Raw genomic sequence first — 14,995 nt, 5'->3', positions numbered from 1 at the left:
CGGGACAGCCTGTCCCGGCCAGCTGTTCAACGATGGACGATCGTTGGCCGAAAACCGATCCCGTCCGGCAGCTAGCAGCTCGGCACGGAGCCCTGGCCCTTCTCCAACTTGACGAGGGAGTCGACCGCGCCCTCGAGGGTGGTCACCGGAATCAGGCGCAGCCCCTCGGGCAGCTCGGACTCGGCGTCGGAGCACTCCGCCTTCGGCACCAGGAAGACGGTCGCGCCGTCCCGGCGGGCGGCCTGCGTCTTCAGTGCCACGCCGCCGACCGCGCCGACCCTGCCGTCCGCGTCGATGGTTCCGGTGCCGGCGATCGTACGACCGCCCGTGAGGTCGCCGCCGTTGCCGTCGCCGTCGAGTCGGTCGACGATCCCCAGGGAGAACAGCAGGCCCGCGCTGGGGCCGCCGACGTCGGCGAGCTTCAGCGTGACCTTGATGCCGTCGTCGGTGCGGTCGAGGTACCTCAGGGCGGCCTCGGTCGCGGTGTCCTGGGACTCCTCCATCTGCTCGGTGTTGTACCGCTCGATCTCCTTCGTGCTGTCCCCGGCGGGGTAGACCGAGTCACGGGGCAACACCGCCTGGTCCGTGCGGAACCAGCCGTCGATCACATCGCCCAGGGAGACGTCCGCGTCCGGGCCGGTCGCCTCGATGGTCGTCATCCGCAGCTGTCCGCTCGTGTCACGGGTGGGTGCCCCCGAGATCGTGATGACCGGCGTGCCCTTGTTCTCGCCGAGCACGTTCGCCGTCATCCCCGGCTGCGCCACCGAGAACGGCAACGGCGCCAGCCCCGCGGTGGCGAACAACGCCACGAGCGGAAGCGCGCAGACGACGAGGGCCTGGGGACGAGTGAGGCGTGAGAGCACGCGCCCAATCTAACGCGCCCCTCGACGCCGACCACGCGCCGGTGCCCGGCCCGCGCCCCTCGCCGCCGCCCGCCGGCCCGCTCCTCCCGGCGCCCACCCGGTCCCGCGCACCACACCCGGCTCAGTGCGGCCCCGCGCCCCCGCTCGGCGGCCGGCGTCAGATCAGCCGGGCAACGGCAGCGGCCGGCGTCGGATCAGCGGGGAGACGGCAGCGTCGAGCGGCCGCCGACAGGTCGGCCGGCGCGGTCAGCGCAACGCCTCCGCCACCTCCCGCGCCGCGTCCATCACCCGCTGCCCCACCCGCTCCGGCACCGCGTCGGCCAGCATCACGACACCCACGCTGCCCTCCACCCCCGTCACGCCCAGCAGCGGGGCCGCGGCCCCGCTCGCGCCGGCCTCCAGCTCGCCGTGGGTCAGGGTGTACCCGGGCTCCCCGGAGGCCGTTCGCTGCCGGGCGGAAAGGATCGCCTTGCCCGCCGCCCCCCGGTCCAGTGGATGCCGGAACCCGGCCCGGTAGGCCACGTGGTAGTCGGTCCACGTCGGCTCGACAACGGCGACGGCCAGCGCCTCCGCCCCGTCGACGAGCGTCAGATGCGCGGTCGCCCCGATGTCCTCGGCCAGCGACCGGAGCGCGGGCAGCGCGGCCTCCCGCACCAGGGGGTGCACCTGCCGGCCCAGCCTCAGCACCCCGAGTCCGACCCGGGCTCGTCCGCCCAGGTCACGTCGTACCAGTGCGTGCTGCTCCAGCGTGGCGAGCAACCGGTACACAACCGTCCGGTTCACGCCCAGTTTGTTGGAAAGCTCGGTGACGGTCAGCCCGTGGTCCGTATCGGCCAGCAGCTTGAGGACCCTCAGTCCCCTGTCGAGCGTCTGGGAGGTCTCCGCGGTCACGACGCCCACTCCTTAAGTGGTGAGGTCGGCGGCCTCCACAGCGGCGGATGCGTCGCCGAGTCCCGTCAGCGACGCGCGTCAGAGGCCGCCGATCGGCAGAGGGGCCCGGCGTGTCCGGACCCGGTCGCTTCACGGCTGCGCTCCGCGGCGGCGCTGCCACGGGGCGTGTGCGTAGCGGGACAGTAGCGAAGCAGGTTCGCTCAGCGGAAGGCTCCGTCCAGAATCCGGTCAGTGGCCGGTATGGACTACCTGTGTTTGTCCCCATACGTACGGTCGTGGTCTGGCGGCGCCGACCCCGCGCGACGGTGACGGCGGAACGTCGGAACGCCCCGCAGTGCCGACTCCGGCGCGACGGTGACGGCGGAACGTCGGAACGCCCCGTGGCGTCACCTCATCCGGGTCGCCCACTCCTGCACCTTGGCGATGCGCTGCCGCAGCTGCCCGGCCGTGGCCTCGGCGCTCGGAGGCCCGCCGCACACCCGCCGCAACTCGGTGTGGATGACCCCGTGCGGCTTGCCGCTCTGGTGGACATACGCGCCGACCATCGTGTTGAGCTGTTTGCGCAGCTCCATCAGCTCCTTGTGGGAGACGACCGGCCGCCGTTCGGCAGGCAGCTCCAGCAGGTCGGCCTCCGTGTCGGGCTTCCTGCGACTGTGCGCGATCTGCTTGGCCTGCCGTTTCTGGAGGAGCAGTTGCACCTGCTCGGGCTCCAGGAGTCCGGGGATGCCGAGGTAGTCCTGCTCCTCCTCGCTGCCGGGGTGGGCCTGCATGCCGAACTCGGCGCCGTTGTACATGACCCGGTCGAAGACGGCGTCGGACTCCAGTGCCTCGAAGGGCAGCATGTCCTGCTCGCCGGTGTCCTCGTCCTGCTGCTTCTCCGCGTCCTGGAGGAGCTTGTCCTCCTCGGCGTACGGGTCCTCCTCGCCGTCCTTCTTGGGCTTGTCGAGGACATGGTCGCGCTCGCGTTCCATCTCGTTGGCGAAGCCGAGGAGGTCGGGCACGGTCGGCAGGAACACGGAGGCGGTCTCGCCGCGCCGCCGCGACCGGACGAACCGGCCGACTGCCTGCGCGAAGAACAGTGGCGTGGAGATGGTGGTGGCGTACACGCCGACCGCGAGGCGCGGCACGTCGACGCCTTCCGACACCATCCGCACCGCGACCATCCACCGGTCGGTGCTGTGGCTGAACTGGTCGATCCGGTCGGACGCGCCGGCGTCGTCGGACAGGACGAGGGTCGCCTTGGACCCGGTGATCTCACGGATCAGCTTGGCGTAGGCGCGGGCCGACTCCTGGTCGGAGGCGATGACCAGCGCGCCCGCGTCCGGGATCGCCTTCCTGACCTCGGTGAGCCGCTGGTCGGCGGCGCGCAGCACGCTCGGCATCCACTCGCCGCGCGGGTCGAGCGCCGTGCGCCAGGCCTGGCTGATCGCGTCCTTCGTCATCGGCTCGCCGAGCCGCGCGGCGATCTCGTCGCCGGCCTTCGTGCGCCAGCGCATGTTGCCGCTGTAGGAGAGGAAGATGACGGGCCGGACGACGTTGTCCGCGAGGGCGGAGCCGTAGCCGTACGTGTAGTCGGCGGACGAGCGCCGGATGCCGTCGTTGCCCTCCTCGTACGTCACGAAGGGGATGGGGTTGGTGTCGGAGCGGAACGGCGTACCGGTGAGCGCGAGCCGCCGCGTGGCCGGCTCGAACGCCTCCAGGCAGGCCTCGCCCCAGGACTTGGAGTCACCGGCGTGGTGGATCTCGTCGAGGATGACGAGGGTCTTGCGCTGCTCGGCACGGTTGCGGTGCAGCATCGGCCGCACGCCGACGCCCGCGTACGTCACGGCGACGCCGTGGTAGTCCTTGCTGAGCGGCCCGGCGCTGTACTCGGGGTCCAGCCGGATCCCTATCCGCGCGGCCGCCTCCGCCCACTGCTTCTTCAGATGCTCGGTGGGTGCGACCACGGTCACCTGCTGCACCACGTGGTGGTGCAGCAGCCAGGACGCCAGGGTCAGCGCGAAGGTCGTCTTGCCGGCGCCGGGGGTGGCGACGGCGAGGAAGTCGCGTGGCTGCTCCTGGAGGTACTTCTCCATCGCCCCCTGCTGCCAGGCACGCAGCTTGCTGGCGGTACCCCAGGGGGCCCGGCCGGGGAAGGCGGGAGAGAGGTGGTGCGAGGTGGAGGCGGCGGTGGTAGTCACGGTCTCCGGTTCGTGGGTCGTTCGGCACGGCTACGTATGACAACCGGGCCACCCTACCGGCGGCCGGATGGCGTCACCGCGGACGGCACCCTGTCACCGGTCGATGCGACTCACTTCACATCGCGTCCGCCGCTCCGCGTGCGGAGCCCGGCAGCCGGGCGGCGATCTTCGGAACGTCCGGAGCGCCCTGACGGACATCGAAGACGACCGCTCGGCCTCGTCGACGTCGGACTGCGTACCGCGAGGACGCCCCCTCACATGTGCAGCAGGGCACCAGACGGCATCAGCCGGCTTCGTCCCGCAGCCTCGTCGTCACCCACGCCCCCACCAGAGCCACCGCCGCCATCGGCAGGAAGACGGCGGCGAAGGCGGCCGGATGGGAGGCGCCGGAGGCCTCGGTGGTCGCGTGCGACACGGTCCCGCCACCGAGCGCCGCGAAGGCGGCACCGCCCGCGGCCAGCAGCAGCACGTTGGACAGGCCGTCGGAGATCTGGAGGGCGGCCGAGTTGGAACCGGCCTCCTCGGGGGCGGACAGCTGGAGCAGGAGCACGCTCGTCGAGGAGATCACCAGGCCCATCCCGAAACAGCCGAAGCCCCAGGCGACCGCTACCGTCCAGGCGGGCACCGCGTCGATCAGAACGCTCGGCGCGGCGGCGATGGCCCCGGAGACGAGCAGCATCCCGCCGGTCGTCAGCCGGTCCCGGTACGGCTCCACGCGCGGCCGGGACTGCACCCAGGAGCCCAGCGCCCAGGTTCCCCCGCCGGCCGCGAGGGAGAACCCGGCGAGGGTCGGGCTGAGGCCGCGCTGGGTGACCAGCATCAGCGGCACGAAGGACTCGGCGGCGATGAACGACCCCGCGGCGACACCGCGCAGCAGCACCACCGAGGGCAGGCCGCGGGCCGCCCGCCAGGTGCCGTGCGGCAGCAGCCCGAGAACGGCCGGCACCAGCAGGGCGACGCCCGCGGCGGCGGGCAGGACGGAGAGCGGGCGCAGGTCCTGGGCGGCGTACTGGAGCAGTGCCGCGCCGAGGGAGATGCCGAGCGCGAGGCGGATGCGGCGCCGGCCGGAGGAGGCGTTCGCGGCGCCGTCGACCGGGCCCGCGGCCCGCCGCCGTATCTGCGGCAGCGCGAGGGCGAGCGGGAAGAGGACGAGGGCGGGGATCCCGAGGAACACCCACCGCCAGCCGAGATGCTCGGTCACCGCGCCGGACGCCAGCGGCCCCACGACCGACGGCACGACCCAGCTCGCCGCGAAGGCCGCCATGATCGCGGGCCGCAGCCGCTCCGGGTAGGCCCGTCCCACGACGACGTACAGCGCGACGATGACCAGCCCGCCGCCGAACCCCTGCACGGCCCGCCCCAGGATGAACAGCCACATGACCCCGGCGGTCCCCGACAGCAGAAGGCCCGCGGCGAAGGCGGCGATCCCGCAGGTCAGCGCACCCAGCGGGCCTCGCCGGTCGGACCACTGACCGGCCAGCACCATGCCGAAGAGACTGGTCGTGAAGTACCCCGAGAACGCGAAGGCGTACAGGGACAGCCCGTCCAGCTCCCGCGCCGCCACCGGCATGGCCGTCCCCACCGCGGTCGCCTCGAAGGCGATCAGCAGCACGACGGACACGATCCCGATGCTCAGGGCCCGGTGGTCCCGCCCGAGCACGGTCCCCTCCGGCCGACGCGAGCTGGACTTCCCGGGTACGTCTGCGACACCGGTGTCGCGAGGTTCATGGACGGCCATGACGGCCAGAGTAAGGCCCGCAACTGACATTGACCCCTGTCGGGAGTCGGGACCGATCCTCGTCCATTGGTCCTACGCCACTCCCGACCGCCGCCGGATCGCCCGGTTCGTGAACGGCACGGGGCCCCTGTTCGTGAACGGAACATGGCAGTCGCGTTGCGGCCACCGCGGCTCCCTTGAGCCCCCGGTTTCCGGGGCCTACGGTCATGTCCAAGCGGTTCGAAGGGAGGCACTCCCCGGAGGACCCGCCGAACGGCCGTGTGCCCGAGTGGTTCAGGGGCTCGCCTGCAAAGCGAGTTACGTGGGTTCGAATCCCGCCACGGCCTCCCACACCGTCCTCTCGCCGGGCGCGTCCCGGTCTACGGTTCCCGCCCGGCCCTCTCCTCCGGCCATGTCGTGCCGAGGTCCTTGCGCATCGCGGCCTGGGCCGCTTCCGTGGCCGTCAGGTAGTCGCGCACGTGGGTCCGGAACTCCGGGGCGTCCGTGGCGGTGCCCGTCGCCACCAGGTCGCGCAGGGCGCGGACCTTCCAGAAGGCCTCGTTGACCGGGGCCATGACGTCCCATGGGGCGATCAGAGCGAGTTCGTAGCGCAGCGGGTAGAGGTTGCTGGTGGTGAAGACCTCGTGGGCCGCCGTGCGGGCCTCCGCCGGGGGGAGGGCCTCGCGGGCGGTCTCGTGCAGGCGGCTGTAGGCGTCGGACAGTGCCGCCATGAACGCCGCGTAGGCCTGCCGTCGGGTGTCCTGGTGGAGGGCCTCGCGGTCGCGGCGCCATCGGAGGCGGTCGGCGAGCAGGGTCGATCCGATGCCGATAGCCGCGCCGGTCAGGGTGTTCACGGGAGCCAGCCAGTCCATGCGGGGGACCTTACGACGCGGACCGGGGTCAAGCGTAGAGTCCGCCACCCGCCTCGTCCTCGAACATGCCCGGCCAGTAGCGCCAGCCGTCGTCGGTGGGCGTCCTCGGGGTCGGGTCGCAGGCGACCGGGTCGAGGGCGGCCAGGGTACGGGTCATGGTGGCGGCCAACTGGTCGTAGGCCACGGTCAGTTCGTGTTCGGCGTCGAGGGTGTGCTCGCGGTGGACGAGCCAGAGGGTGAACGCCAGGGTCGAGATGTCGGCGTTCAACGGGCGGAGTCTGGCCTCCGTCTCGCTCCAGGCCAGCACCGCGCCGGTGGCGCCGTCGAGGACGAGGCTGGTGTCCTCCACGAGGTGGCCGAGGCGGATCAGCCGGTCGGCGCCCTCGGGGAGTTCGGTGTGCGGCTCGTCCGCCCGGTGCGCGGCGAGGGTGGGCAGCGGGACGTCCAGGTCGAGGGAGAACCAGACGCACTCCTCGGGCAGTCCCGTCTCGCGCAGGAAGCGGCGGGTCGGCTCGTGGGAGAGGGCGGCCGGGAAGTCGACCTCCTCGAAGCGGACGATGGCGCCGGTGTCGAACTCCTCGTCGAGCAGCCTGGGCGGCAGGTCCAGGGCGAGCCCGGAGCGGGTGCCGGGGCCCGCGACCAGCGCCAGGGGACGGATCACGGCGGCCAGCCGCCAGAACGGGGGTACCTCGCCGTCCGTCCCCGACTCGTACAGCGCGAGGAGCTGTCCGGACGCCTCGGCCACCGCTTCGGGCCCGAAACGCCCGGCGTAGGCCGCGAACTGGCCTCTCAGTGCGGCGAGTTCGTCGGCGGCCGTGGCGAACCGAACGAGCTTCTCCAGGGAGGGGGCGAGGGGCCGACGGTCCATCAGGTCGGGACGGTCGTGGAGGAAGTACGTCGACGTGATCTCGCCGGTCGCGCCGTCGAGGAGCACGGACTCGGTCTCGGGGCCCGCCAGGCCGAGGAGTCCGCCGATGACCAGCTGGCCGCGCAGGCCGTCGGGGAGCCGGTGGTCGGGGTCGGCGGTGGATTCGGCGACCGGGCGCAGGCCGTCCGCGCGCAGCGCCTCGAACGTCACCAGCGCTCCGACGTCGGGCAGTCCGGGGCCGGTCAGCCAGCGGCGGCTCGGCGCGTGGGTGACGTACGGATCCAGCTCGGCCTCGGAGAGGGTGATCACCGGCGTGCCGGTGGTGGTGCTGGTCGTGCTCATCGGTCCCCCGTGCGTGAAGTTCGCCGTCCCACTGCTCCGCACCCTACGCGGCACCACTGACAACGGCCCTCGACAGCAAGGACGTCGGGCCACGCGCGCGCGTTCCCTCCCCTCGAGTATCGCGTCGGCCCGCTCCCCCGCGGACAACTGCGTGGTGTCCGGGCGGAGTCGGATGCGTGACGTGCGCGTGCGGACCGGTCCGGTGGACGCCGTCGTCGGACGGGCGCCGAGCGTCGCGTCCCGCCCGAGGGCGTCGGGCGACGGGCGTCGGGCGACGGGCGTCGGGCGACGCGCGCGTCCGTGTCCGCGGCGGCCCCGCGCCGACCATCGGGGCCGGTGCCGCAGCCCCAGCCCCAGCCGCAGCCGCAGCCCCAGTGGGCCTCCCCGTCGACGCCGGGGGTGCTCCTCGCGCCCCGTCACGCCGGGGCGATGCTCACTGGCCCGTGACGACGGCCGCCTGCGGCCTTATCGGCAGCCGGTTCACCGGGCGACCGGTCGCCGCCCGCACGGCGGAGGCGATCGCCGCCGGGGACGTCACGACCGGGACCGCGCTGACCGCCTTGGCGCCGAACGGCGCGACCACGTCCCGTTCCTCGACCAGCTTGACGATCCGGATGTCCGGCGCGTCCAGGGCCGTGGGGAGGGCGTAGCCGGTGAGGTCGGGGTGACGGATCAGACCGCGCGGGGTGCGCAGGTTCTCGGTGAGGGCGATGCCGACGCCCTGGGTGACGCCCGCCTCGATCCGGGCGGCGAGCTGTGCCGGGTTGAGTACCCGGCCCACGTCCTGGGCGACCGCCAGTTCCACGACCCGTACCGAGCCCAGCTCGATGTCGACGTCGACGACGGCGCGGATCGCGCAGAAGGCGAGGCCGACGAACGCGTCGCCCTGACCGGCCCCGTCCAGCGGCTCGGTGGGATGCGGGCGGCACTGCGCGGTGGCCCACAGCTCCTTGCCGCGCAGTTCCTCGGCGACGGTCGTCGACAGGACGCCGTCGTACGAGGTGATCTTGCCGTCGGTGATCTGGAGGAGTTCGGTGGACATGCCGAACTTGTGCGCGAGGGGCTGGAGGAGCTGGGTGCGGACCATCTTGGCCGCGCGTTCCACCGCGCCACCGGAGACCCAGGTGTGCCGGCCGCGGCAGCCGGGGCCGGCCGGGGGCTGGTCGGTGTCGACGGACGCGACGTGCACCTCGTCGACGCCGAGCGTCTCCTGGACGATCTGCCGGGCGAGCGTGGTGAAGCCCTGGCCGCTCTCGACGGCCGCGCACAGGACCGTCGCGACGCCGTCCTGCACCTTGACGGTGGCCGTGGAGACCTCGTCGGTGCCTTCGGCGCCGAGCATGTGGACCATGCCGAGGCCGTAGCCGACGCCCCGCCGCACCGCGCCCGGTTCGCCCGCCCCCTCGGGACCGCCGGGCAGCAGCCAGTCCTCCTCGGGGGTGTCCTTCGGCAGGGCGGGCAGCGGGAAGTCCTGGACGGCCTGGAGGAGCTCGGCCACGGGCGCCGGGCAGGTCACCGTCTGGCCGGTCGGCAGGACGTCGCCGGTGGCCATGGCGTTGCGCAGCCGCAGCTCCGCCGGGTCCACACCGAGTTTCTTGGCCAGTTTGTCCATCTGCGCCTCGTAGGCGGCGCAGACCTGCATCGCGCCCTCGCCGCGGACGTGGCCGGAGGGCGGGTTGTTGGTGCGGACGGCCCAGCCCTCGATGAAGGCGTTGGGGACGACGTAGGGGCCGCAGGCGAAGGAGACGGCGGCGGCCAGGGCCTCGGCGGAGGTGTCCGCGTAGGCGCCCGCGTCGAGGAGGATCTGGGCCTCCACCTTGACCAGCCTGCCCTCGGCGTCCGCGTGGTGGCGGTACCGCAGCAGTGTGGGGTGGCGGTGGGCGTGGCCGAGGAAGGACTCCTCGCGGGTCGCGGTGAGTTTGACCGGGCAGCCGGTCCGCAGCGCGAGCAGGCCGAGCGGGAGCTGGAAGCCCTGGTCCTCGCGGTCGGCGGTGGCACCGGGCACGCCGGTGACGACGATCTTCACCTGATCGGGTGTCAGGCCGAAGCAGGCCGCGGCGGTGTCCCGGTCGTTGTGCGGGTCGGTGGAGGCCAGGTACAGCTCCACGCCGCCGTCGGGCCTGGGCACCGCGAGACCGGCCTCGGCGCCGATGGGGGCGGGGTCGGCGCGGCCGATGCGGTACTGGCCCTCCACGATGACCTCACCGGAGGCGGCCGGGTCGCCGTGGTGCAGCGGGATGTGCCGGATCAGGTTGCCGTCGGGGTGCAGCGGCTCGGCCTCGAAGGCGAGTTCCGGGTCGGTGACCGGGTCGAGCACCTCGTACTCGACGATGACGGCCGCGGCGGCCATCCGCGCGGTGTCGGGGTGGTCGGCGGCGACGGCCGCGATGGGCTCGCCGTGGTGGCGTACGACCTCGGAGGCGAACACCGGGCGGTCGGCCTGGCCGCGTCCGTGCAGCGGTCTGCCGGGCACGTCCTCGTGCGTGACGACGGCCCGCACGCCGGGCATGTCCCGCGCGTGGGTGGTGTCGATGGAGACGATGCGCGCGTGGGCGTGCGGGGAGCGCAGTACGGCCGCCCAGAGCAGGCCCTCGGCCCACAGGTCGGCCGCGTACGGGAAGGTGCCCTCGGTCTTGGCGCGGGCGTCGGCGGCCGGCAGGGAGGCACCGAGGCCGTGCGGGATCGGCTCGGGGGCCGGGGCGGCCTCCGCGGGGCTCGTCACGGTGGCTGCTTCGTTGGTCACGCCTGGCCTCCGTCCTGGCCGTACGCCGGGTCGTGCGGGTGGGGCTGCGCGGGGTTCTCGAAGGCCGACGCGTGGATGCCGCCGCCGCCGGGGCCCGCCTGGTGGGGAATACGTGCCTCGTCGCCGTCCGGCTCGGCGTCCGCGGAGGAATGCGCCTCGCGTTCGGCGACGACGTCCTTGACGGCCTGGAGGACGCCCCGGTAGCCGGAGCAGCGGCACAGGTTGCCGCAGAGCGCCTGACGGGCCTCCAGCTCGGTGGGAGCGGGGTTGCCCTCCAGCAGGTCGTGCACGGTCATCGCCATGCCGGGCACGCAGAAGCCGCACTGCACGGCCCCGCACCGGGCGAGCGCCCGCTGCACGTCGGACGGCTGCCCGTCGACGGCGAGGCCTTCCACGGTGCGGATCTCGCTGCCGGCGGTGGTGACGGCCGGGACCAGGCAGGAGGCGACGAGGCGCCCGTCCACCTGGACGTTGCAGGCCCCGCACTCACCCTGGGAGCAGCCGTCCTTGGCGCCGGCGAGTCCGAGCCGCTCCCGCAGGACGTAGAGCAGCGACTCGCCGATCCAGGCGTCGGTGACGGGCCGGTCGGAGCCGTTGACCCGCAGGGCGTAGGAGGCGAGGGGGTGGTCCTCGTGGTGGGCCGCCTCACCCGCGGGCTCCACCTCACCCGCGGGCTCCGCCTCGGGGTCGTCGTCCACGCGCGTGGACGACGCGCCGGAGGCGGCCTGCTCGGGGTGGTCGTGGTGTTCGTCCGCGCGGGTGGCCGGGTCCGGGGCTGCCGCCGGCCGCGGGTCCTCGGCGGCCCCGGCGCGCTCGGTGGGCTCGTGAGCGGCTTCGGGACCTCCGGGGCCATCGGGACCCTCGGGGGACGGCCGCTGGGCCTCCACGGGGCCGGACGCGGCCTCGTACGGCCCTCCGGGCGGCGGCCGCTCGCCCGGGTCCTCGTGCGAGTCCGGGCCCTCGTGCGAGTCCGGGCCCTCGTGGGAGTCCGGGTCCTCGTGCGAGTCCGGGCCCTCGTGGGAGTCCGGGTGCTCGTGGGAGACGGGGTCGGCGGCCTCGTGCCGCGGGGCGTGCCCGAAGGCGGGCGCGTCCGCTCGCGCTCCGGCGGCCTCGGCGAGCGGTGCGCCGGCCCCGTCGGTCGCCGGGTTCCAGGACCGCTCGTCCGGCGTGGGCTCCGTCGCCCAGGGCGCGGACGCGCCGCCCGGCAGGGTGGCCGGGGGCGTTCCGCCGCCCCACTGCTCGACCAGCGCGGAGGTGGTGAACTCGCCCGACTCGTCGGGCAGATCGCCGCCCGCGACAGGGATCGACCACTGACCGGTCACGTCGTGGCCGGGCGCGGGGGCGGGCTCCGCGGGCGCACGGGTGTCGTCGAAGGTCCACTGCCCGGTGGCGCCGGGGTGGTACGTGAACCGGTCGCCGCCGGCCGTCCCGCTCGCCGGCGCGGGCCAGTCCGTGCCGCCCGCGGACGCCGCCCAGGTGCCGTTGCCGGGCGCCGCGGGGTCGGCCCCGTCGTGCGTCGCCTCGATCTCGGGGGGCACGTATCCGTGGCCGGGCGCCGCGAGCGGGCTGCCGTCGCCACGGGCGGCCAGGAGGGCGTCGATGCCGCCCTCGGGGAGATTCACGAAGGCGGTGGCGCCGTCGTCGTAGTCGCCCTGGGGCAGCGGGTCCCAGCGGCCGCCGCCCGGTGGCGCGCCCTGTCCTTGCTGGTCGTCGGTCATGACAGTGCCCTCCCCAGTGCTCGTCGGGCCAGGGCGGCGACGGTGCGCCGCAGGTGCAGTACGGCGGGCGGTAGCGGTTGCACGGAACCGTCCTCGGCGGGGACCGGGTCCGGGATGCAGGCGGCGGCGACGTACTCGCCGAAGGCGCTGAGCGCCTCGGGGACGAGGGCCCGGTTGTTGTCCCAGTCGATGAGCCGGGCGACCCACTGCTCGGCCTCCAGGGGCCGTAGCGGCATCGGCGCTATGGCGCCCACGGCGCACCGGACTCCGCGCCGGGCGGGGTCCAGGACGAGGGCGACGGAGGCGACCGCCCGCCCGGGGCCGGTCCGGCCGGTCGCCTTCAGGAAGACCTGGGGGGCGTGCAGCAGCGGCACGCGCACGTACCCGATGAGTTCGCCGCCGCGCAGCATGTCCATCCCTGCCAGCAGGTGCGACACCGGGATCTCGCGGCGGACGCCGCCCGGGGCCGCGATGATCAGGGTCGCCTCCAGCGCGGCCAGCACGGGGAGCGCGTCGCCCGTGGGGGCCGCGGAGGCGATGTTGCCGCCCAGGGTCCCCGCGTTGCGGATGTGCGGCGGGCCCGCGGCGCGCGCGGCCGCGGCGAGCGCCGGGATGAGGGCGGCGAAGTCGGGGCGGCCCATGCGGGCGTGGGTGAGTCCGGCGCCGAGCAGGGCGTGCCCGTCCTGGTACTGCCAGCCGCGGATCTCGCTGATGCGGCCGAGGCCGACGAGGGCGGCGGGCCTGAGCTGGCCGGAGTTGACGGCGGCCATCAGGTCGGTGCCGCCCGCCACCGGCACGGCGGCCGGCGTGGCGGCGAGTGCCGCCACTGCTTCGTCCAGTGTCGCGGGCAGCGTGACGGCCTGCCCCGCGTGCGGTGCGTGCGTGGTCAAAACCGGCTGCCCCTTCCCGCTGCCCCACCTGGTCCCACCTGTGCTGCCGTACGGTACGTGCTGACAGGGCGGACGTGGCAACTCTGGCACATCTTCGCAAGGCCCGAGCGCGGGGGTCCGCTAGGAGGCATTCGCCCACCTCGTCCGGAACATGGTCCGTATTCGCATGACTTCGCCGGTGTGCGCGGATCGCCAGTCTTCGGTGACCCTGCCGGGGTTTTTCCTGACTGGGGCGTGCGGAGCGAGCCCAGCGGTTCGGCGTCGGGGAGTTGGGCTCAGCGGGTCGGGGGCGCGCCCTCGATCGGCCGGCCGAGCACGCCGGGGCGCTTCTGCCAGGGTTTCGGACCGCCCGGCGGCCGGTAGGCGACGCCCAGGGCGTCGAGCCGCTCGTAGTGGGCCTCCATCCGCCGCTCGAAGTCGGCGAAGTCCCGCCGCTCGGGGGCGGGCAGCCGACTCCAGGCGACCTCGGCGAAGGCCGCGAGCCGGGGGAAGACCTGGTAGTCCACGCGCGCGGCATCCTCCATCGCCTCGGTCCACACGTTGGCCTGCGGGCCCAGCACGTGTGCCGCCTCCTCGGCCGTCAACTCGGGCGGCACGGGCTCGAACCGGTAGACGTCCTCCAGGCTGCGGACGTAGCCGATCGGCACGGGTTCGTCGGCACCGCCGTCCTGCCGGTGGTCCAGGTACACCTGCTGCTCGGGGCACATGACGACGTCGTGCCCCGCGCGCGCGGCGGCGATCCCGCCGGCGTAACCCCGCCAGGACGACACGGCGGCGCCCGCGGCGAGACCACCCTCCAGGATCTCGTCCCAGCCGATGAGCCGCCGCCCGCGCGCGGCGAGCCAGGTGTCGAAGTGCCGGATGAACCAGGCCTGTAGTCCCTCCTCGCCGGCGAGACCGAGTTGTTCGATGCGGGCCTGCGCGGTGGGCGAGGCGCGCCACTGCTCCTTGGGGCATTCGTCACCGCCGACGTGAATGAACTCCGAGGGGAAGAGTTCGAGGACTTCCTCGAAGACCCCCTCGAAGAAGCGCAGCGTGTTGTCGGTGGGCGCGAGTACGTTCGGGTTGATCCCCCAGGTGTCCCAGACGGAGAGGGCGCAGGTGTCGACGACGTCGGTGTTGCCGAGTTCCGGATAGGCGGCGATGGCCGCCTGCGAGTGCCCCGGCACGTCGATCTCGGGGACGACGGTGATATGCCGCTCGGCGGCGTACGCCACGATCTCGCGGATGTCGTCGCGGGTGTAGAAGCCGCCGTGCGGTCTGTCGTCCCACAGCGGCGAGGCACGGTGGCCGAATTTCGTGCGGGAGCGCCAGGCGCCGACCTCGGTCAGTCGCGGGTGGCGCTCGATCTCGATCCGCCAGCCCTGGTCGTCGGTCAGATGGAAGTGGAGGACGTTGAGTTTGTGCGCGGCCATCAGGTCCAGCTGGCGCAGGACGCCTTCCTTGGGCATGAAGTGCCGGGCCACGTCGAGCAGGAGACCCCGCCAGCGGAAACGGGGGCCGTCCTCGACGATCTGGTGCGGAATTCCGTGACACGTGCGGGGGCGCACCGGAGCGCGCCGGAACGCCTCGGGACCGAGGAGCTGGCGCAGGGTCTGCGCCCCCCAGAAGACGCCGGCCGGGTCACCGCCGCGGATCTCGACGCCCCGGTCGACGACGACGCTCAGCCGGTACGCCTCCGGCTCCAACGTGTCGTCGACGAGCAGCCGTACGCCGTCGCGTGCCTCCTCGGGACCGGGCCGCAGCGGCAGGCCGTGCGCGGCGCCGATCGTCGCCCGCAGCCAGCGTTCGGTGCTCTCCGTGCCGGGCGCGGCCCACAGGGTGGTGGAGGCGTCCAGCAGCAGCTCCCCGCACCGCATGGGTCCCTCGACGGCGCGCGGCGCCGGAATGATGTCGTCGCCAGAAGTCACG

At 73.8% G+C, this 14,995-nt stretch carries 10 protein-coding genes and 1 tRNA gene; 1 reads left to right on the top strand and 10 read right to left on the bottom strand.

Going from position 1 to position 14,995, the window contains the following annotated elements:
• Positions 1–71: 71 nt before the first annotated feature.
• The 4 genes from ACZ5Y0_RS19955 to ACZ5Y0_RS19940 form a co-directional block, all read right to left on the bottom strand.
• Positions 72–863 carry a S16 family serine protease gene (locus ACZ5Y0_RS19955; RefSeq protein ID WP_469129999.1) on the bottom strand — a complete coding sequence of 264 codons (792 nt, stop codon included), beginning with the start codon at positions 861–863 and terminating at the stop codon, positions 72–74.
• Between the two features lie 246 nt (positions 864–1,109).
• The gene (locus ACZ5Y0_RS19950; RefSeq protein WP_073495779.1) at positions 1,110–1,754 is read right to left on the bottom strand and encodes an IclR family transcriptional regulator; all 645 of its coding nucleotides are present in this window, start codon (positions 1,752–1,754) and stop codon (positions 1,110–1,112) included.
• A 386-nt stretch (positions 1,755–2,140) separates the two neighbouring features.
• The gene (locus ACZ5Y0_RS19945; RefSeq protein ID WP_469129998.1) at positions 2,141–3,934 is read right to left on the bottom strand and encodes a DEAD/DEAH box helicase; all 1,794 of its coding nucleotides are present in this window, start codon (positions 3,932–3,934) and stop codon (positions 2,141–2,143) included.
• A gap of 283 nt (positions 3,935–4,217) precedes the next feature.
• On the bottom strand, positions 4,218–5,672 hold the full coding sequence (locus tag ACZ5Y0_RS19940) for an MFS transporter (RefSeq protein ID WP_469129997.1): 1,455 nt from the start codon (positions 5,670–5,672) through the stop codon (positions 4,218–4,220).
• 254 nt (positions 5,673–5,926) lie between these two features.
• Here ACZ5Y0_RS19940 and ACZ5Y0_RS19935 point away from each other — a divergent pair.
• A tRNA-Cys gene (locus ACZ5Y0_RS19935) sits at positions 5,927–5,998 on the top strand.
• A gap of 33 nt (positions 5,999–6,031) precedes the next feature.
• Here the strand turns inward: ACZ5Y0_RS19935 and ACZ5Y0_RS19930 are convergent.
• From ACZ5Y0_RS19930 to ACZ5Y0_RS19905, 6 genes are all read right to left on the bottom strand, one after another.
• Complete coding sequence (locus ACZ5Y0_RS19930; protein WP_469129996.1) at positions 6,032–6,523, bottom strand: hypothetical protein; 492 nt, start codon at positions 6,521–6,523, stop codon at positions 6,032–6,034.
• Positions 6,524–6,551: 28 nt separating this feature from the next.
• Positions 6,552–7,733, bottom strand: a complete 1,182-nt coding sequence (locus ACZ5Y0_RS19925; RefSeq protein WP_469129995.1) for an SUKH-4 family immunity protein — start codon at positions 7,731–7,733, stop codon at positions 6,552–6,554.
• A gap of 433 nt (positions 7,734–8,166) precedes the next feature.
• A complete protein-coding gene (locus ACZ5Y0_RS19920) occupies positions 8,167–10,476 on the bottom strand; it encodes a xanthine dehydrogenase family protein molybdopterin-binding subunit (protein ID WP_469129994.1) in 2,310 nt (769 codons plus the stop codon).
• Positions 10,473–12,194, bottom strand: a complete 1,722-nt coding sequence (locus ACZ5Y0_RS19915) for a (2Fe-2S)-binding protein (protein ID WP_469129993.1) — start codon at positions 12,192–12,194, stop codon at positions 10,473–10,475. Before ACZ5Y0_RS19915 ends, ACZ5Y0_RS19920 begins: the two co-directional genes overlap by 4 nt.
• On the bottom strand, positions 12,191–13,084 hold the full coding sequence (locus tag ACZ5Y0_RS19910; RefSeq protein WP_469129992.1) for an FAD binding domain-containing protein: 894 nt from the start codon (positions 13,082–13,084) through the stop codon (positions 12,191–12,193). Before ACZ5Y0_RS19910 ends, ACZ5Y0_RS19915 begins: the two co-directional genes overlap by 4 nt.
• A 275-nt stretch (positions 13,085–13,359) precedes the next feature.
• On the bottom strand, positions 13,360–14,994 hold the full coding sequence (locus ACZ5Y0_RS19905) for a beta-N-acetylhexosaminidase (RefSeq protein ID WP_469129991.1): 1,635 nt from the start codon (positions 14,992–14,994) through the stop codon (positions 13,360–13,362).
• Between the last annotated feature and the right edge of the window lies 1 nt (position 14,995).

The organism is Streptomyces sp. NPDC033216, assembly GCF_055577115.1.
The sequence above is the reverse complement of the archived record's forward strand: the minus strand, read 5'-3'. Positions and strand labels throughout refer to the sequence as shown.